The sequence below is a fragment of the Arthrobacter antioxidans genome (assembly GCF_023100725.1).
Lineage (GTDB): Bacteria > Actinomycetota > Actinomycetes > Actinomycetales > Micrococcaceae > Arthrobacter_D > Arthrobacter_D antioxidans.
Genome location: NZ_CP095501.1, coordinates 3,566,042 through 3,584,702, shown reverse-complemented (window position 1 = coordinate 3,584,702; position 18,661 = coordinate 3,566,042). Strand labels below are relative to the sequence as shown.

At 68.9% G+C, this 18,661-nt stretch carries 18 protein-coding genes and 1 riboswitch; of the genes, 7 read left to right on the top strand and 11 right to left on the bottom strand.

Annotation, left to right across the window (positions count from 1 at the left end):
• Positions 1 to 38 precede the first annotated feature (38 nt).
• From MWM45_RS16660 to MWM45_RS16645, 4 genes are all read left to right on the top strand, one after another.
• Complete coding sequence (locus MWM45_RS16660; protein WP_247827409.1) at positions 39 to 1,133, top strand: ABC transporter permease; 1,095 nt, start codon at positions 39 to 41, stop codon at positions 1,131 to 1,133.
• A gap of 61 nt (positions 1,134 to 1,194) precedes the next feature.
• Positions 1,195 to 2,259, top strand: coding sequence for a rhamnose ABC transporter substrate-binding protein (rhaS, locus tag MWM45_RS16655; protein ID WP_247827408.1), 1,065 nt, complete (start codon positions 1,195 to 1,197; stop codon positions 2,257 to 2,259).
• A 78-nt stretch (positions 2,260 to 2,337) separates the two neighbouring features.
• Positions 2,338 to 3,807: an L-fucose/L-arabinose isomerase family protein gene (locus MWM45_RS16650; RefSeq protein ID WP_247827407.1), complete on the top strand. Its 1,470-nt coding sequence runs from the start codon at positions 2,338 to 2,340 to the stop codon at positions 3,805 to 3,807.
• 58 nt (positions 3,808 to 3,865) lie between these two features.
• On the top strand, positions 3,866 to 4,192 hold the full coding sequence (locus MWM45_RS16645; RefSeq protein WP_247827406.1) for an L-rhamnose mutarotase: 327 nt from the start codon (positions 3,866 to 3,868) through the stop codon (positions 4,190 to 4,192).
• A gap of 85 nt (positions 4,193 to 4,277) precedes the next feature.
• Here MWM45_RS16645 and MWM45_RS16640 read toward each other — a convergent pair whose 3' ends face one another.
• The 10 genes from MWM45_RS16640 to MWM45_RS16595 all read right to left on the bottom strand — a co-directional run bounded on the left by MWM45_RS16640 (position 4,278) and on the right by MWM45_RS16595 (position 15,917).
• Entirely contained in the window at positions 4,278 to 5,666 is a 1,389-nt protein-coding gene (locus tag MWM45_RS16640; RefSeq protein ID WP_247827405.1) for an NtaA/DmoA family FMN-dependent monooxygenase, read from the bottom strand.
• The gene (locus tag MWM45_RS16635) at positions 5,666 to 6,964 is read right to left on the bottom strand and encodes an acyl-CoA dehydrogenase family protein (protein WP_336296676.1); all 1,299 of its coding nucleotides are present in this window, start codon (positions 6,962 to 6,964) and stop codon (positions 5,666 to 5,668) included. The genes MWM45_RS16640 and MWM45_RS16635 overlap by 1 nt, the downstream gene beginning before the upstream one ends.
• Positions 6,965 to 6,975: 11 nt before the next feature.
• Positions 6,976 to 8,679 carry a dipeptide ABC transporter ATP-binding protein gene (locus MWM45_RS16630; RefSeq protein ID WP_247829271.1) on the bottom strand — a complete coding sequence of 568 codons (1,704 nt, stop codon included), beginning with the start codon at positions 8,677 to 8,679 and terminating at the stop codon, positions 6,976 to 6,978.
• 59 nt (positions 8,680 to 8,738) lie between these two features.
• Positions 8,739 to 9,659, bottom strand: a complete 921-nt coding sequence (locus MWM45_RS16625) for an ABC transporter permease (protein WP_247827404.1) — start codon at positions 9,657 to 9,659, stop codon at positions 8,739 to 8,741.
• Positions 9,660 to 9,686: 27 nt separating this feature from the next.
• Positions 9,687 to 10,646, bottom strand: a complete 960-nt coding sequence (locus tag MWM45_RS16620) for an ABC transporter permease (RefSeq protein ID WP_247827403.1) — start codon at positions 10,644 to 10,646, stop codon at positions 9,687 to 9,689.
• Between the two features lie 5 nt (positions 10,647 to 10,651).
• Positions 10,652 to 12,301 carry an ABC transporter substrate-binding protein gene (locus MWM45_RS16615; protein WP_247827402.1) on the bottom strand — a complete coding sequence of 550 codons (1,650 nt, stop codon included), beginning with the start codon at positions 12,299 to 12,301 and terminating at the stop codon, positions 10,652 to 10,654.
• Positions 12,302 to 12,395: 94 nt separating this feature from the next.
• A riboswitch (SAM riboswitch) is annotated at positions 12,396 to 12,485 on the bottom strand.
• 176 nt (positions 12,486 to 12,661) lie between these two features.
• Positions 12,662 to 13,405 carry a CPBP family intramembrane glutamic endopeptidase gene (locus tag MWM45_RS16610; protein WP_247827401.1) on the bottom strand — a complete coding sequence of 248 codons (744 nt, stop codon included), beginning with the start codon at positions 13,403 to 13,405 and terminating at the stop codon, positions 12,662 to 12,664.
• Positions 13,406 to 13,571: 166 nt separating this feature from the next.
• Positions 13,572 to 14,033 (bottom strand): hypothetical protein, encoded by a 462-nt coding sequence (locus MWM45_RS16605; protein WP_247827400.1) that lies wholly within the window; start codon positions 14,031 to 14,033, stop codon positions 13,572 to 13,574.
• A 295-nt stretch (positions 14,034 to 14,328) separates the two neighbouring features.
• Positions 14,329 to 14,808 (bottom strand): MarR family winged helix-turn-helix transcriptional regulator, encoded by a 480-nt coding sequence (locus tag MWM45_RS16600; RefSeq protein WP_247827399.1) that lies wholly within the window; start codon positions 14,806 to 14,808, stop codon positions 14,329 to 14,331.
• 92 nt (positions 14,809 to 14,900) lie between these two features.
• On the bottom strand, positions 14,901 to 15,917 hold the full coding sequence (locus MWM45_RS16595) for a nitronate monooxygenase (RefSeq protein WP_247827398.1): 1,017 nt from the start codon (positions 15,915 to 15,917) through the stop codon (positions 14,901 to 14,903).
• Positions 15,918 to 15,970: 53 nt separating this feature from the next.
• Here MWM45_RS16595 and MWM45_RS16590 point away from each other — a divergent pair, with 53 nt between their 5' ends.
• Positions 15,971 to 17,323 (top strand): DUF2254 domain-containing protein, encoded by a 1,353-nt coding sequence (locus MWM45_RS16590; protein ID WP_247827397.1) that lies wholly within the window; start codon positions 15,971 to 15,973, stop codon positions 17,321 to 17,323.
• Between the two features lie 63 nt (positions 17,324 to 17,386).
• Here the strand turns inward: MWM45_RS16590 and MWM45_RS16585 are convergent, their stop codons facing one another.
• Positions 17,387 to 17,824, bottom strand: coding sequence for a hypothetical protein (locus MWM45_RS16585; protein ID WP_247827396.1), 438 nt, complete (start codon positions 17,822 to 17,824; stop codon positions 17,387 to 17,389).
• Between the two features lie 132 nt (positions 17,825 to 17,956).
• Between MWM45_RS16585 and MWM45_RS16580 the strand changes: the two genes are divergently transcribed.
• Together MWM45_RS16580 and MWM45_RS16575 are read left to right on the top strand one after the other, a co-directional pair.
• Positions 17,957 to 18,286 carry a PadR family transcriptional regulator gene (locus MWM45_RS16580; RefSeq protein WP_043442286.1) on the top strand — a complete coding sequence of 110 codons (330 nt, stop codon included), beginning with the start codon at positions 17,957 to 17,959 and terminating at the stop codon, positions 18,284 to 18,286.
• A gap of 2 nt (positions 18,287 to 18,288) precedes the next feature.
• On the top strand, positions 18,289 to 18,648 hold the full coding sequence (locus MWM45_RS16575) for a DUF1048 domain-containing protein (protein WP_247829270.1): 360 nt from the start codon (positions 18,289 to 18,291) through the stop codon (positions 18,646 to 18,648).
• Positions 18,649 to 18,661 lie beyond the last annotated feature (13 nt).

Genomic DNA, 18,661 nt, shown 5'->3' with positions numbered 1-18,661 from the left:
ACCAGCCGGAGAACGGCACCCCAGCGAAAGGCAGGCGCATGTCCGCCCCAGGCACCAGGACCCCCGAGGAGAAGCGCCCCAGGCCGGCCCGCCCGGCGGGGCGGAAGGCGGACACCACGAAGGTGCTCGCCATCCCGAAGGGGCGCACGGGCGCCGCGAGGATCCTCCTCGGGCGCGACGCCGTCATGATCTACGTGCTCATCGTCGTCGTGCTCTACGCGAGCCTCACCATCCCGCGGTTCGCGTCGCCCGTCACCGTGGGGTTCCTGCTCCTCGACGTCATCCCGACCCTGCTCATCGCGCTGCCGATGACGCTGGTGATCATCTCGGGGGAGATCGACCTCTCGGTCGCGAGCATCGCCGGACTGACCAGCGCCCTCATGGGGGTCCTCTGGCAGGGCGGCATGCCGATCGCGCTCGTCCTCGTGCTGTGCCTGCTGGCGGGACTCGTCGCCGGCGCGTTCAACGGCGTGCTCATCGCCTATCTCGGGCTGCCGTCCCTGGCGGTCACCATCGGCACACTGGCGCTCTTCCGCGGCCTCGCGCTCGTGGTGATCGGCGACAATGCGGTGGCGAACTTCCCGCCCGGGCTCACCTCCTTCTTCACCTCGAAGATCGGCGGCACCGGCATCCCCACGGTCATGATCGGCGTGGTGGTCCTCGTCATCGCGTTCGCCGTCGTCCTGCACTTCACGCCCTTCGGCCGGGGGCTCTTCGCCCTCGGGTACAGCAGGGAGGCCGCGACGTTCGTGGGTATCGACGTCGCCCGGTCCAAGTTCCTGCTGTACCTGGCCACCGGCACGGTGTCCGCGCTCGCCGGCATCTACTGGACGCTCCGGTACTCCAGCGCCCGGAGCGACAACGCGAGCGGCCTGGAACTCGCGGTGATCGCGGCGGTGCTGCTCGGCGGGGTCTCGATCTTCGGCGGCAAGGGCTCCATCCCCGGGGTCCTGGCCGGGGTGCTGCTGATCGGCACCATCAACTACGCGCTCAAGCTGGACCGCGTCTCGGAGGTGGTCCTCATCATCGTCACGGGCTCCCTGCTCATCATCTCGGTGGTGGCGCCGAACATCGCGTCCGCCATCCGTGAGGCCCGCCACGCCAGGCGTGTCCGCACCGCACCACTTCCCTAGGCCGTCCCCCTGGGGTTGCACCCGGCGACTGGTTCCCAGCGCACATCGAAAGGAAGAAACAATGAGGTTCATCCATTCCGGATCCACCCGACGGCGGATGGCCGTCGCGGCCCTCGCAACGAGCGCCGCGCTCGTCCTCAGTGCCTGCGGCGGCGGCGACACCGGCTCCGACGGCGGCGGGGAGGGCGGCAGCGGGTCGGACGGCGAGCAGACCATCACCTTCATCCCCAAGCAGCTCAACAACCCCTACACCGACGTGGTGCTGGGCGGCGGTGAGGACGGCGCCTCGGAGTCGGGCTTCGCGTCCTCCGAGGTGGTCGGGCCGCTGGACGCCAGTGCGTCGAGCCAGGTGTCCTTCATCAACGCCGAGACGCAGCGCGGTACCAACGTGATCGTGATCGCCGCCAATGATCCCGACGCCGTCGGCCCCGCCCTCGAGGAGGCCCGCACGGCCGGCGCGAAGATCGTGGCGTTCGACTCCGACACCAACCCCGACTACCGCGACCTCTTCGTCAGCCAGGTGGACGCCAAGGAGGTGGCGCTGATCCAGCTCGAGCTCATCTCCGAGCAGATCGGCGGCGCGGGCGAGATCGCCATCCTCTCCGCCACCGCGAACGCCACGAACCAGAACGAGTGGATCAAGTTCATGGAGGAGGAGCTGGCGTCCAACCCCGACTACGCGGAGATCGAGCTCGTGGCCAAGGTCTACGGCGACGACGACGACACGAAGTCCTTCCAGGAGGCGCAGGGACTCCTGCAGGCCTACCCGGACCTGAAGGGCATCATCTCGCCCACCACGGTGGGCATCGCCGCGACCGCCCGGTACCTCTCCACCTCCGAGTACAAGGGCGAGGTCGCGCTGACCGGGCTCGGCCTGCCGAACGAGATGCGGCCGTTCGTGAAGGACGGCACCGTCACCGAGTTCGCGCTCTGGGATCCGGCACAGCTCGGCTACGTGGCGGCCTTCGCGGGCAAGGCACTCGCCGACGGCGACATCACCGGGGAGGTCGGCGACACCTTCGAGGCCGGCGAACTCGGCGAGCGCGAGGTGGCCGACGGCGGGATCGTGCTCGTCGGCCCGCCCACGCAGTTCAACGCGGACAACATCGACGACTACGACTTCTAGCCGCCGCGCAGGGCGGGGCGTCCTCCTCGGATGCCCCGCCCCTCCCACGGGATTCCTACCCCCACCGAGGAGCACCCCATGACCACCGATTCCGCGGCCGCACCCGGCACGCCCCTGGCCCTCCCGGCCCGGCTCGAGCCGATCCGTCGCCGTCCCACGCGCCTCGGGCTCGTCTCCGGCGGCCTCGGGGCGTACTGGCCGCAGTTCCCCGACCTCCTGCCGCAGCTCCGGGAATCGGTGCGGTACGTCACCTCCCGCTTCGAGGCGCTCGACGCCGACGTGACCGACGTCGGCTTCGTGTCCGACGCGCGGGAGGCCGCGGTCGCCGCCGAGGAGCTCCGGCGCGCCGACTGCGACCTGATCGTCATCTTCCTCACCACGTACCTGACGTCCTCCATGGTGCTGCCGATCGCGCAGCGCTCGCAGACCCCGGTCCTCGTGATCGACCTGCAGCCCACGGAGGCCATGGACCACGCGAACTTCGACACCGGGAAGTGGCTCGCCTACTGCGGGCAGTGCCCCGTCCCCGAGGTCGCGAACGTCTTCCGGCGTGCCGGCATCCCCTTCCGCTCGGTGTCCGGGCACCTGAAGCAGGAGTCCGCGTGGGAGCGGATCGACCGGTGGGTCCACGCGGCGGGCGTGCGCGGACGGCTCCGGCACGCGCGCCACGGCCTGATGGGCCACGTGTATCCGGGCATGCTGGACGTCTCCACGGATCTCACCACGGTCTCGACGACGTTCGGCTCCCATGTGGAGGTGGTCGAGTTCGACGACCTCCGCGAGTTCGTGGGCGAGGTGACGGATGCCCAGGTCCGGGAGCGCGTGGACCTCGCGCGCAGCCTGTTCACCGTGGACGGATCCGTGGACGAGGACGACTTCGCGTGGGGCGCGAAGGTCTCGGTGGGCCTCGACCGCCTCGTCACCGAGTTCGACCTCGACTCGCTCGCCTACTACCACCGGGGTCTCGCGGGGGAGCAGCACGAACGCCTGGGGGCGGGCATGATCCTCGGCGCCTCCCTCCTCACGGCCCGCGGCGTGCCCATGGCGGGGGAGTACGAGCTGCGGACCTCGATCGCGATGCTCGCGGCGCAGGCCATGGGCGCCGGCGGATCCTTCACGGAGATCCAGGCGCTGAACTTCTTCGACGACGTGGTGGAGATGGGGCACGACGGCCCGGCGCACCTCGCGGTCAGCGCCGCCCAGCCGCTGCTGCGCGGGCTCGGCGTCTATCACGGCAAGCGGGGGTGGGGCGTCTCGGTGGAGTTCGACGTCCGCCAGGGCCCGGTGACGACCTTCGGCATCGGGCAGGATCCGGACGGCTCCTACGTCTTCGTCACCTCCGAGGGCACCGTGGTCCCCGGCCCCCTGCTCGCGATCGGGAACACGACGTCGCGCGTGGACTTCGGGGCCGACCCCGGGCTCTGGGTGGACGAGTGGAGCCGGACCGGGGTCGGCCACCACTGGGCGCTGTGCGTGGGGCACCGCGCCGCCGACGTGCAGGCCGCGGCGTCACTGCTCGGCGTCGAGCACCGCCACGTCGCGTTCTGACCCCTGTCCGCACGACGACCTACACGACGACGACCTACACGACGACGAACGGAGACCCATGGAACGCGTCTGCTTCCAGCTGCAGGTCCGGCCCGAGCGCATCCCCGAGTACCGGCAGCGCCACGCGGCGATCTGGCCGGACATGGCCCGGGCGCTGAAGGACACCGGGTGGGACAACTACTCCCTGTTCCTGCGCCCGGACGGCCTGCTGGTCGGGTACGTGGAGTGCGAGGACTTCGCCGCGTCGCAGGCCGCCATGGCGGCGACGGAGGTGAACGCCCGGTGGCAGGCGGAGATGGGCCCGTTCTTCGTGGCGCTCGAGGGCCGCCCGGATGAGGGCTTCCTCCGGCTCGAGGAGGTCTTCCATCTGGAGGACCAGCTGTAGGCCCACGGGCGGCGCCCGCCGCTGGACGACTGACGCTCCTGGCCCGGCCGGCGTCCGTGGCGCTCGCCGTCGGCCTGGTCCCGGGTCAGGGAACAGGGACGTGGTCGAAGGATCCGCGGTGTGCGGTGGCGGGGTGGCGTGCGGGCAGCTGCGGTCCTTCGCCGAAGAGTTTCTCCCGCAGCGTGCCGGGCCGGTAGTCACCCTGGGCGAGTCCGCGGCGCCGCAGTTCGGGCAGGACGCCGTCGATGAAGTCCTGGTACGAGCCGGGAATGATCTGGTTGATGATGTTGATCCCGTCGATTCCGGCGTCCTGCCAGGACTCGAGCTGATCGACGATCTGCTCGGGTGTGCCTGCGATCTGCTGGTTGTAGGCGCGGTACCGGGCCACATCGGCGATGGTCGGGTTGCCTCCCGGTACCGAGGCGAACAGCGCTTCGAGGACCCCGCGGGCGCCGTCCGTGCGGACGTCGCCGAGCGTGGTGTCGAGGGGGAGTCCGCCGAGGTCCACGCCGATGCCCCCACCGATGTGCGCGACGATCATGTCGAGGTCCAGGTATTCGTCGTAGTCGGCCTGCTTGGCTTTCACTTCGGCGTCGGTGGAGCCGACGACGAAGGACAGGCCCGCGAAGAACTTGATGTCCTCGTCCTTCCTCCCCAGTTGACGGGCGAGGGCCCGGACGGACGTCGTCGTCTTCCGCGCGTATCCGACGTTGGGCGCGAAGAGGAAGGCGGCTTCTGCGTTCGCGGCGGCGAAGTGCTGCCCGCGGCCGGATGAGCCGGCCTGGAAGAGCAGCGGCGTGCGCTGGGGCGACGGCGCGACGAGGTGGGGTCCTTCGACGGAGTAACGGGCCCCCTCGTGGTTGATCTTGTGCACCTTCGAGGCGTCGGCATGGCGTCCTGTGGTCTTGTCCTGCAGCAGGGCGCCGTCGTCCCAGGATCCTTCCCAGAGCTTGTAGCAGACCTCGAGGTACTCGTCGGCCCAGTCGTAGCGGCTGTCGTGTTCGACGAGACCGTCGTTGCCGAAGTTCCGGAAGGAGTTCTCGAGCACGCTGGTGACGATGTTCCAGGCGACACGGCCGTTGCTGAGGTGGTCGAGGGTGGAGAGCTGGCGGGCGAACTGGAACGGGTGGGCCTGGACGACGGAACTGGTCAGGGCGAGGCCGAGGTGCTCGGTGGTCGCTGCGAGCGCTGATTGCAGGACCAGGGGGTCGTTGGAGGGGACCTGGAGTCCGCGGTCGACGTGGGATGACCATCCTCCGCCGTGGTTGCCGTACAGCCCGACGACGTCGGCGAGGAAGAGTGCGTCGAACTTGGCGTCCTCGAGGGTGCGGGCGAGATCGGTCCAGAGTTTCAGGTCGTTGAAGCGGTGCTGCCGGGCGTCGGGGTGACGCCATTGACCGCCGAGGATGTGGCTGGTGGTGTTCATGGCGAAGGCGCTCAGGAGCAGCCGAGGGCGCTGGGTGAAGACGGACATCAGGGGGTACCTCCGGTGGTGGGTGGGTGCGGGATCGTGGCTTCGCCGATGCTGTTCAGGCCGGTGGGGATGGTTCCGTTGAGGTAGTGGTCCCCGACGGAGCGTGCCTTGAAGAGTGCGGGGTTGTGGGTGGCGACGGTCCGTGCGTTGCGCCAGTGGCGGTCGAGCGCCTTGCCGGTGCTGACCGATGATGCGCCGGTGACGTCGAACAGTTCACTGGTCGCCGCGAGCACGAGCGGCGGGACCGTGACGTGGGCCTGCTGGACGGCGAGTTCGGCGCGGAGGAACGCCGCCTCGGGTGAGAGTGCCAGATCGGGATCGACGGCGGCGTCGAGGTCGCGGGCCGCCGCAGCCACGATCGCCTCGGCGGCGAAGGACTTCGAGGCCAGGTGTCCTACGTGTTCCTGGATCTGCGGGTCGTCCCGGAAGAGACCGCCGGATCCGGTGTTGAAGGTGCGGGTGCGGGTGCGGACGAGGTCCCTCACGTCGCGGAGGGCTGCGCGTCCGATGCCGGCCAGGACAGCCAGGAGGAAGAGCTGGAAGAACGCCGGCTCGAGCGTGCTCGTCACCGTCCTCTGCAGGATGTCCCCGGCGTCCACCGGGACCCCGGCGAAGCGCGCCGTCCCGGTGCCGGTGAGGGGCTGCCCGAAGCCGTCCCAGTCGTCCACGATGGTGACGCGCGCGTCGTCGGCCTTCACGAGTGCATACTGGCGTCCCTCGACGCCCTGCGTGCTTGCCATGACCACGACCCAGTCGGCGAAGATGCTGCCGGTGGTGTAGTACTTCTCGCCGGTGAGGAACCACTGGCCGTCCTCGTGCTGCAGCGTGGTCTGCGTGGTCCCGAGCGCGTTCCCTCCCCGCTCCGTGGCCGCGTTGCCGAAGATCTGCCCGTCCGCGATCCGCGGGAACCAGCGGTCCTGGAATGCGGAGGGCTGCAGGGCGGCGGTCTCGACGAAGGAGAAGTGGGATCGGAGCAGGTGGGCGACATTGGAGTCGGCCTCGGCCAGTTCGATCAGCAACCGGAACAGGTGCTCATGGTTCACGGGGTCTCCACCGTGACGGGTGGGCACGCGAAGCGTCGTGAAGCCGGCGTCCTTGAGCCACCCCACCTGTTCGAAGGGCAGGATCCGGTGCGCTTCCCGGTCGAGGGACCCCTCGGCGATGCGCTGGAAGACCGGTCTGAAACGCGCAGCGAGCTCCGCGTACCGTGCTTCCCCGGACACCCGGGGCGTTCCATGCCCGGGAAGGGTCGGGGTGTCGGTCGTGGTCCGGGACGACGTGCTGGCGGGAGCGGTCAAGGCATTGGTCCTTACTGGGTCGACAGGGCGGAGAGATCGGAGCGGGGCGTCCGCGCGGCGCGCAGGGCCTCGCTGCGGGAGTCGGAGAGCGCGCGCAGGCGATGCCCGGGATTGGAGGCGAGCAGTGCCCTGGTGTACTCCGAGGCGGGGTTGCCGAAGACCTCTGCCGTGGGGCCGGTCTCCACGAGGTGTCCCCGTCGCATGACACCGACCGTGGTCGAGATCTGTTCGACGACGTGGAGGTCGTGCGAGATGAAGAGGTAGGTCAGCCCGAGGTCTTGTTGCAGGTCCGCCAGGAGCGTGAGGATCTGCGCCTGGGTCAGCACGTCGAGTGCGGACAGCGCCTCGTCGAGCACCAGGGTCCGGGCACCCAGAGCCAGGGCACGGGCGATCGCCACCCGTTGGCGCTGGCCGCCCGAGAGCTCGAGCGGACGTTTGCCCGCGAGTCCGGGCGGGAGATCGACCTGCTCGAGGAGCTCGGCGACGCGTGTGGAGCGCTCGGTGCGGGTGCCGAGGCGATAGTTGAGCAGTGGCTCGCCCACGATGTCCCTGACCGGCAGGCGGGGATCGAGGGCCGAGTCGGGGTTCTGGTAGACGAGTTGAAGGCTCCGCCACAGCTCCCGCTTCTCGTGGCGGGAGGCGGCGGTGACGTCGTCGCCGTGGATGAGGATCTGCCCGGACGTGGGATCGAGCAGGCGCAGGATCATGCGGGCGGTCGTCGATTTGCCCGACCCCGATTCGCCGACGAGGGAGAAGGTGGTGCCCTGCTCGATGCTGAAGGACACGCCGTCGACGGCCCGGTGCTGCTCGCGCTTTCCCCGGAAGTCCTTCGTCAGACCCCGGACCTCGATGGCCGGAGCGTTCCGGGCCTCCGGCCTCGGATGCGTGCCGGCTTCGGCCGGGCGGCGATGGGGGGACGCCTCCTCGAGCAGGCGTGCCGTGTACTCCTCCTCGGGGGCGGCGAGGATGTCCGCCACGGGGCGGTCCTCGATGATGCGGCCCCTCTGCATGACGACGATGCGCGCGGCATGGTCCGTCGCCACCGCGAGGTCGTGGGTCACGAAGAGCACGGCGGTGCCGAACTCCCGGGCCAGGCGTTCGAAGACCTCGAGGATCCTCGCCTGCACGGTGACGTCCAGCGCTGACGTCGGCTCGTCCGCGATGAGCAGTTCGGGCCGGAGACTGAACGCGATGGCGATGAGCACGCGCTGCTTGAGGCCGCCGGAGAGTTCATGCGGGTACTGCCCGAGCCGTTCCTCGGCGCGGTCGATGCCCACGAGGTCGAGCAGCCGGAGAACGTCGTCCCGCACCGATCCGCGTGAGCGCCGCGGGCCGGTCGGGTGCAGGCGGAAGACCTCGGCCAGCTGCGAACCGATGGTCCTGACCGGGTCGAGGGACGCTCCAGGATCCTGGGGGACCAGCCCGATCCGTCGGCCGCGGATCCTCTCGAGGTCCTTTTCCCTCGCGCTGGTCAGCTCGGTGTCTCCGAGGACGATGGTGCCGGCCGTCCGGTGCGCCGCCGCCGGGAGCAGCCCGATGATCGACTTCGCGAGCGTGGACTTGCCCGATCCTGATTCGCCGACCAGGGCGACGATCTCACCCCGACCGACGGTCAGGTCGACGGCGTCGACGGCAGGGGTGGCAGTGCCGTGGTGGCGGTACTCGACCCGCAGTCCCCGGACGTGGAGCAGCGGTTCGGCAGGGCTGTGGGACATCCGGGTTGGGGGGGAGTCGGGGTGGGCGCCTGGTTCTGTGGTGTTCACGGTTCTCCTGGCTAGATTCGGAAGGTCTTGAGCAGCTGGCGGCCCAGGGCGGCCAGCAGGATGACGGTGACCACGATGACGACGCCCGGCAAGGAGGTCAGCCACCAGGCACTGCCCAGGTACTGCCGTCCTTCGGCGATCAGCAGTCCCCACTCCGGCGTGGGTGGTGGGGCGCCGAAGCCGAGGAATCCCAGACCGGAGATGGCGAGGATGGCGGCCCCGAGGTCCACGGCGAGCAGCGCGAGGACGGGGCCGGCGGCGTTGGGCAGGATGTGGCGCACGACGACGGACCGGTAGGTCCCGCCGTTGAGGAAGGAGGCTTCCACGAAGTCGAGGTTCCGGACGCGCAGCACCTCGGACCGCACGACGCGGGCGAAGGACGCGATGGACGCGATACCGACGCCTATCCCGAGCGATACGGGTCCGGGTGCGAACGCGGTGACGATGACCAGGGAGATCAGGAACCCGGGAACGGCGAGCAGCACATCGACGAGGCGCATGGCCGTGGCGTCCGCCGCCCGTCCCGCTGTGGCGGCGACCAGCCCGATGATCGTCCCCACGACCAGGCCGATGAGGACGGCGAGGCCCGCGGTGAGGAGGGTCTGCCGTGTCCCGAACACCACCCTGGAGAAGACGTCCCGGCCCAGGTGGTCCGTCCCGAAGAGGTGGGCGGCGTTCGGTGCCTGGAAGTTGTCGCTGGGCACACCGTCGAGGGGCGAGTACGCGGTGAACCAGTCCGGCACCAGGGCCCAGGCCAGGATCACGGTCAGCGGGAGCGCCGTCACCCACAGGGCCGGGTTGCGGGCGGGACCCCGGGGGCGCTTCGACGGGCCACGTGCGGGCGCCGGCTGCACCGCTGCGTCAGGACCGGCGACGGCTGCCGGCCCCGCATCGACAGCGCTCAGGGACAGGGGCGGATCATTGCGTGCCAAGGAGATACCTCGATCGGATGGTGGGCATCAGGCGGCCAGGGCCCGCGGGGCCCCTTGCCCGTTGCTCTTGAGGATGCGCGGGTCCAGCAGGGGATACAGCAGGTCGACGATCAGGTTGACGACGACGAAGACCGTCGCCGTCAGGAGCACCAGTCCCTGCACCAGTGGCACGTCCTGGGTCGTGACGGCCTGGAGGACCACCGAGCCCAGCCCTGAGCGTGCGAACACGGTCTCGGTGATGACGGACCCTGCGAACAGTGTTCCCACCGTGATCCCGGTGATCGTCAGGGCCGGTCCTGCCGCGTTCTTGAGCGCATGGCGGAAGAAGATCCAGGACCGTGAGGCCCCCTTCGCGCGGAGGACGTCGATGAAGGGCTGCTCGTAGACGTGGTTCATGCCCTTGAGCAACACCTGCGCGACGGGAGCCGAGACGATGATCGCCAGGACCAGCACGGGCACTGCGAGGGACAGGAACGAGCCATCAGGAAACAGCGACATGACGCCCCAGCGGATCGAGAGCAGTTCCAGCAGCACCAGCCCGAGCCAGAACACGGGGATCGCCGAGAACAAGGGAGGCAGGTTCACCAGCACCCGACGGACGGCGTTCCGACGGGTGAGGGTCGCGGCGGCGACGAGGAGGACCGCGATCACCACGGCGATGATGAACGCCGAGCCCGCCAGGGCGACGGTCGACCCGGCGACACCGCTGATCCGGTCACGGACCGACTGGCCGGACGCCAGCGAGTAGCCGAAGTCTCCGGAGAACAGCCCTGCCAGCTGGTGCAGGTACTGCACCGCCAGCGGCTGGTCGTAGCCGTACTGACTCTTCATGGTGTCGATCGCCGCCTGGTCCACCGCTGAATCGACGGTCAGGAAGATCGTCACGGGGTCGCTGGGCAGGAGCTGCACCGCCAGGAAGACGAGGGTGTAGGCGAGCCACACCACGAGGAGGGCCTGGCCGACCCGCTGGGCGAGGTAGCGTGCCACGGCTCCTATCCGCCCGTCTTCCACGCGCCCTGGAAGACGGGCGCCGTGCCGGAGGTGAACTCCACGTGCGTGTCGCTGTGGGCGCCGTACACCTGGACCTCGTCCCACAGCACCAGCGAGTAGGCCTTGTCGACGACCAAGGCCCGCTGTTCCTGGGCGAGCAGTTCATTCCGCTCCGGGCCCGGGGCCGCCGCGCGTTCCGCCGCGAAGATGACGTTGAGGTCCTCGTCGCTGGTGTGCGTCATGGTGTTGTCGGCCGGCTCGAAGATCGGGCCGAGGCCGCCGTAGATGAACTGGCGGGTACCGAAGAACTCGACGTCGGGATCGGGCATGGCCGTGGCCAGGAACGTGTTGTCACCGGCCCGGTTGTCGAGTTTGACGCCGATCTCCCGCCACTGCTGTTCGATGAGTTCGAAGGCGGGCTTGATGACCACGGAGTTGTTCGAACTCGTGACGGTGACCTCGAGCTTCACCCCGTCCTTCTCCCGGATGCCGTCCGCGCCGACGTCCCACCCGGCTTCGTCGAGGAGCGCCCTGGCTTCGTCGGGCTGGTACTCGAGCTCGTCGGACAGGTCGACGAAGCCCGGTGCCTGATGATTCAGCACTGACCCGGCGAGCTCATAGCTGTCGGACAGGACGGTGTCCTTGATGCTCTGCCGGTCGATACCGATCTGCAGTGCCCGACGGACGTTCTCGTCGGCGAGCTTGCCACTGCCGATCCGTACTGCGGCCATGTTCACGGTGAGGTCGATGCCCTCGGCGGGGAGGACCTGGTTCCCACTGGCCGTGAGGGCCTCCTCGTCGAGGGGCTGCAGGCCTCGTACCAGGTCGACCTGCCCCGACTGCACGGCGCCGGCGCGGTGGGCGACCTCCGGCAGGTACTTGATGACCACCCTGTCGAGGTAGGCGTCCCCCTGGTTCTCCGCGGTCTCCGGGGCCCACGCGTAGTCGGCTCGTTTAGCGAGCACCACCTCCTCGTCGGGCTTCTCGGACTCGAAGGTGAACGGACCGGAGCCGGAAATCTGGGAGATGGCCGATTGTCCGGCCGCATCCAGTTTCAGGGTCGCCGGCGAGACGAGCCCCGCGGTGACCGACGACGTCGCCCGCAGGAAATTCGCATTTGGGGAGGGCAGCGTGACCTTCACCTGGTTCTCGCCGACGACCTCGGCCGAGCTGTAGCCGGCAAAATCGACATTCGGCTGGATCTGCGCGGACTCGATCCCGAGCCCCAGGGCGTCGAGGTTCAGCTTCACCGCCTCGGCGTCCAGGGGAGAACCGTCGCTGAAGGTGACGCCCGGCCGGATCGTGAAGGTGAACTCCGTTGCAGCGGCGTTGGCGGAGAACTCGGACGCGATCCAGGGAACGAGCTCGCCCTGCTCGGCGTCGAAGTAGGTGAGACGGTCCAGGACGCTGTTGAGGACGTTGGACTTCTCGTAGAAGCGTGCCGCCTGGGTCTGCCAGTTGTTGATGGGCGTGACCTCGGCATAGACCAGGGTCCCTCCCTCCACCGGTCCACCGGCGCCGGTATCCTGCGCTGCCTGAGGGGTCGATGTGGAACTGCACGCAGTGAGCGCCAGTGCGGTGAGGCCCATCATCGCGACGACACGCAGGGATCTGCGGGCTGGAGCGGGGCTGGAAGCGGGGCGGGAAGTCATGCCGGTCCTCTCAGTCGTGATCGAGGCTTCCCCATCCGCGCACGCTGCAGGCACACCCCCTCAGCGAGGGTGGCACCAACGGGGGACAAGGCTATCTCCATCGGTCCTGGCAGTAGCACCGGCCCCGACGGGGTGGTTGCTGCGGCTTCAACGAGCCAGGTCTCTCAACCGCTCTGGATGGTGGTTCTGTCCTGGGGAGCGAACCCGGCGGACTATCGAATAGAACCCCAGAACGGCCGACCGATCAAGACGGGCGAGTCTCAGGACGACACATTCGGGGCGGGAACCCGGCGGCCGGAAGGGATCGGGCCGTGGAACGCGCGCTCGGTGAGCCCGGGCCGTGACGTGGGTCCTGCTGGACTAGACGGCGGCGAGGACGGCGAGGGTGACGAGGGCGTTGTTGGCGGCGTGGAGGAGTATCGGCGCCCAGAGGTTCTGGTGGAACCGTCGAAGGAGGGCCAGCGCGATGCCGAGGGTGAAGAGGTAGACGAACGTGAGAGGGACGAGGTGGACGGCCGCGAAGAGCGCGGCGGACAGGGTGATCGCGACTCCGGGCCGGAAGTGCCGGGTGAAGCCGTCCAGGAAGGCACCCCTGAACAGGACTTCCTCCCAGAGCGGTGTGAGGACGGCGATGATCAGGAAGCAGACGACGATCCACGGCCCGGGCAGGGCGGTGATCTCCGCGAGGGGGTCGTCGGCCGTGCCGGCCGAGGCCGTGTCCACCCCGATGGAGGTCAGCGCGACGAGGACGAGGCCCTGCAGGCTGCCGCAGACGATGATGATGACCGGTATCTGCCAGAGCAGGTGGAACAGCCGGGCGGTGGGGCGTCGGAAGCCGAGATCCGCCGGGGTGAAGCGGTTCCTGCGGACGAGGTGGAGGTAGAGGGCGAGGATCGCGGCCACCGTGACCGTGACGAGGAAGACCGGCAGAAGGGATGCGAGCGTGAAGTCGACGATGCCCGAGAGCCCGACGGCGACGATCGCACCGGCGGCGACGGCGATGTAGACGACCACGAACATCAAGGCCCAGGCCGCCTGGCCGAGAGTCGTGGGCGTCACCTGCCGTCCCGCGGGGTCTCGGTCGATGCTCGGACTGGCTGCCATAGGAGGATCCCCCGGTAACGATGTGTCTGGGCGGTGGTCCTTCACGCTATCCCGAATCGCCCGAACACCCCGGCACCTCTCGTGGGGTGGGGACGGCCACGGGACACCCGGGCGGAAACTCGAGACCTGGTCGGCACTGCAGGGGACTGGACCGCAGGTCCGGGGCTCAGTCGGGGAGATACGGTTCGTACTGGTCGAGCGTGCCATCGAGCACGGGTACATCGAGTGTGGCGGTTTCCGAGGGCGTCGCCAGGGTGATCTCCGTGAGCGCACCGGGGGGCGCTTCGACGGTGCTGAGGATCTCTTCGTTGGTGTCCAGCGGGTATTGGCCGTTGGCCGGCACCGTCACCGCCACCTGATCGTCCGAGTCGCTGATCATGACCTCCACGGCGGCGGAGGACCCGTTGTCGAGCGTCCCCAGGAGGCGGCCCGGCCCGCCTTCCTCGGCAGAGACGATGAGCATGCTGCGCAGTTCCACGCCACCGACCTGCCCGTCCTCGCCGGTGGCAATGGCGTCCATGCTTTCCTCGGGAGCGCTGCAGCCGGTCATCGCCACTGCGGCCATCACTGTCAGGGCGGCTGACCGTCGGGCCAGGGACTGACGACGACCGTACGTGGTGCGTTGCATGAGAGCTCCTTCGTAGGTATCCGGGCGTTCCCGGCCTGCAGTGGACGACCCGCTGGAGACTGTCGAAGAAGGATGCGCGGATCCGTCGTGGACGGGGATCGGCGTCTCTTGCTCGGTCTCGGGAATCGCGGGGGGGCGCGCTGCGCTTCGAGCAATCGTAAGCAGGCTGTCTTTGCCTGATCAAGCACTGGGGCTGTCGTTCGGAAAACCGTTGCGGAATCGCAACTAGTTCGTTATGAGGGTCGACGGTCCGGCACCTCCGCTCCTGCGGCCCGGCCGCCCGGACCGTCGCGGGTCAGAAGCCGAGCCCGAGGACTGCCGGCAGCGCTTCCTGTGAGCCCTCCCCGGCCGCTTCGGCGAACGAACCCATCACGGTCTGCAGTCCCTGGCGGTCCTGGGCCGGCATCCGGCCGATGATCTCCGCCAGCGCGGTCCTGCGATACGCCATGAGATCCGCCACGAACCGCGTGCCTGCATCGGTCAGGCGCAGCTGCAGGAAACGCCGGTCCGAAGGGTTCTCGCTGCGTTCGATCAGGCCCGAGGCGACAAGACGATCACAGGTCCGGGTCGCATTCGATGCATGCACTCCGAGATCGTCGGCCACTGCCCCGAGGGTCTGTGCTCCGCGGCTGGCGATGAGCGCCAACACCCGCAGTTGGGCCGGCGAGACCACGTCCTCGATCTCCGCCAGGGATTTCGCCACCACGGCGATCAGGACCCGGGATGCACGCATCATTGCGTCGATCTCACCGTCGGGCACCCTGTGTCCAGTCATGACGACCAGTATCCGCCGCGCTTTTGCGTCACCGCAAAGAACACCGCTTCCTCCGGCCGTCGACGACGCCGGCATTCGATCCTGCGGCAGGATCAGGGGGTCAGTGCGGCGACGATGTCGGCCGCGGAGCCTTGCTGCGTGCGGCGGTACCCGGTCCCGGCCCAGAGGTGGAGTGCCTGCACGTCGTTGCGCGCTGCTGCGGCTGCGCGCAGGGGGGCGGTCATGTGGTGGACGTGGGGGTAGGCATGGCTCGTGATCGGGTGGTCGTCCATGAAGCGGTTGCGCAGGCTCCGTGCCGGTCGTCCGGTGAATGCGCGCGTGACTGCCGTTTCCGTGAAGCGTGGATCCGTGAGCGCCGAGCGGTGCGCAGGGGATGTTCCCGCCTCGTCGGCCAGCAGCAGCGCCGTTCCTACGTGGACGGCGACCGCCCCGGCGCCGAGTATCTCGCCCGCGAGGTTGCGCGTACCGATCCCTCCACCTGCTATCAGAGGCAGGTCGGTCCTGGTCCTGATGGTGGCGAGAAGTGCAGGAAGCGGGTGTGTACCGGGTTCGACGGCGGGGTCGAAGGTTGCGCGGTGGCCACCGGCCCCGGGTCCCTGCACCACGAGGACCCGGGCGCCGTGGCCTGCAGCGGTGCGTGCTTCAGCAGCATCCGTGACGGTCACCGCGGTGAGGATCCCCAGCTCGTCGAGTTCGTGCAGAACGGTGGCGGCCGGGCAGCCGAAGGTGAAGGACACCATCTCCGGTCTCTCCGCGCGCACGACGTCGAGCTTGGCCTCCCACGCATCGTCGTCCCAGCGGGGCCTCCCGAGCTCGACCCCGTGCCGGTCCGCCTCCACCTGGAGCTCCTGGCGGTAGGCCTCGAGCTCCTCCTCGTCGGGGTCGTTGGCGGATACGACGAAGAGGTTGACCCCTACCGGGCCGTCGGTGAGCGCCCGGGTGGCACGGATCTGCCGAGCGATCTGATCCGGCGACTTGTACCCACCGGCGAGGAACCCCAGGCCACCGGCGTTGGTGACCGCCGCTGCCAGCTCAGGTGTCGAGGGTCCTCCGGCCATGGGCGCTCCGATGATCGGACGGCGCAGCGACGAAAGGTCAGAAGCAAGCACGAGGCCTCCTGTGTAGCCGACAAGCAGTCGGCTCGCTGTGCGAGTGGTCCAGAATGAGCAGCATGGATATGAGTAAAGAGTCCGTGCGTGAGTCCCTGCGTGTCCAGTTGTGGCCCGTTCCACTGGTCGCAGTCATCCTCGCCCTGATTCTGGGGCAGACTCTTCCCTCTCTTGATCGGCACCTCGACGACAGCATGCCGCCGGTGGTTTCCGGGATCCTGTTCGGCGGGGGGCCTGAAGCGGCGCGGTCACTACTGGAGACGATCGCCGGTTCGACCATCACCGTCACCTCGCTGACCTTCTCACTGACGGTCGTCACCCTGCAGCTCGCGAGCAGCCAGTTCTCCCCGCGGCTCCTCCGTACCTTCACACGGGACCGCTTCGTCCACAACACACTCGCCCTGTTCCTTGCGACCTTCGTCTTCGCTCTCACGGTGCTGCGGAGCATCCGGGTGGAAACCAGTGCCGGGCCTGCGTTCGTCCCCGAGATCGCCGTGACCACCGCTTTCGTGCTGACGATCATCACCGTCATCGGCCTCGTCCTGTTCCTGGCCTACCTGGCACGGCAGATCCGCGTCGAGACCATGTTGCGCGATGTACATCGCGAGACCGACGAGACCCTGGAGCGTGTCTTCCCCGAGCACCATTCACGAAGGCCGAGCGTTCCGTCCCCGGACGGCCGGCCCGACATCGTCCACGCATCGTCCTCGGGCTTCCTCACCCGCGTCGACACCAAGGCCCTCCTGTCGGCTGCAGCGCGGCTCGAAGCCTTCGTGACCCTCGATGTGGCGCCCGGGGCGTCGCTCGTCGCCGGGGTGCCGGTCGCGCGCGTGTGGAGTGCGCAGGCGGTTCCGCTCGACGGTGACCGGCTGGCTGGGCTGGCGGACGCGGTGTCGCGGTCCTTGAGAACCGGCTTCGAGCGCACGTCCACACAGGACCCGTCGTTCGGGCTGCAACAACTCCTCGATGTCACCGACAAGGCTCTTTCGCCCGGCGTCAACGACCCTACGACCGCGGTCCACGCACTCAGCCATATCTCCGCGATCCTCTGCTCCCTCACCGCCAGGACAACCGGACCCGTGACGCTGTACGACACCGACGATCGAGCCAGGCTGAACCTGACCCTTCCCTCCTTCGCGGAGCTTCTCGATCTCGTCATGGACCAACTCGTCACCTATGCCTTCACGGGCCCTCGGACAGCGAGTCGGAGCATCGCCATGCTCTCCGAGATCACGATCAGTGCGTCCAGGGCCGGCACTCTGGCGACCCATGCGCCGGCCCTTCACGGCCACCGGGCACGAGCACGGACGGCGGTCGAGACATCGACGCTCGATCCGGTGATCCGTGCCGATCTCCTCTCCCAGCTGAACGACATCGACCAGCAGCCTCAGCAGTCACGCGCCTGAAGGGATGCGCTGCGATCGACGTCGACGGTGGGTCCCGTGCGGGCGGCATGCTCCCGTCCGAAATCAGGGGACAGGGCGGACGATGACCCGGGGACCGGAAGGAGCCGTGCGGGAGGCGCGGGCCACACGCAGCAGGGTGACGGCGAGCGTCCCCGCCACCGGGGTCCACACCAGCCGCTCGACCCGGGACCGGGAGGCGAGGTTCATCACCGTCCCGAGCATCATCAGCCTGGACGCCACCCTGAGGATCCGGCGCCGCGCCGTCGGGTCCGGACCCCGGCCGAGGGTGACTGCCACCAGCGCGGCGTAGACCACCGTTGATGCGGCGCTCGACGCCCGGTACCTCGCCGGCAGCACGCCCCGGTGCGCGCCCCCGTAGGCGGCTTCTCCCCAGGGAGCGCCGGCGGCCAGTGCTGCCTGGAAGGCACCGACGACGGCGAGGAGGAGGGCGGCGAGGGACGCCGGTCCCCGCGGGGCGACGGGGCGGAGGCGAGGGGTCATGCTCGGAGCGTAACGAATTCCTCCGCGCCTGAGAACCGCCGAGAGGATACCGCTACTCCCTCTTGCTATCTACCGGTACCCAGTGTTACTTTATACCGGTAGATAGCAGCGCTGAGTAGAAGGAGGGGGCCGATGGGCAAGCAGGCGACGGAGATGCTGAAGGGCACCCTCGAGGGAATCGTCCTCGCCCTCCTGGCCGGCAGGGCGGCGTACGGCTACGAGATCACGGCGTGGCTGAGGGAGCAGGGCTTCACGGACATCGCGGAGGGCACCATCTACGCACTCCTGATCCGCGCCGAGCAGCGCGGCCTCGTCGACGTCGAGAAGGTGCCCTCCGAGAAAGGGCCACCGCGCAAGGTCTATTCACTCAACGCGCAGGGACAGGACTACCTCAACGAGTTCTGGAGGACGTGGAGCTTCCTCTCGGAACGGCTCGAACAGCTCCGCGAAGGAGGACGGTGACCATGTGGATCGAGAAGATCGTCGGGGATCTCGGCGGCAAGAAGCGGTACAGGGCGTACAGGGAGCGTGTCCGCCGGCTGCCCGAGGGCTACCGTGAGGCGGCCCTCGCGCTGGAACACTACCTCCTGAACCTCGGACCCAGCGGAGACAGCACGAGCCTCATGGCGATGCTGGACGACCTCGCCGACCTGCTCGAGCAGGGCGTCGCCGCGGGCACGCCCCTCCGCGACGTCGTCGGCACGGACCCCGTCGCATTCGTCGAGGAGTTCATGCAGAACTACGGCGGGGGAAGCTGGATCCGGAAGGAACGGGACCGGCTCGCCAGGGCCATCGACCGCGCCGAGACCAAGGAGCACCGGTGACCACCCCGCCCCT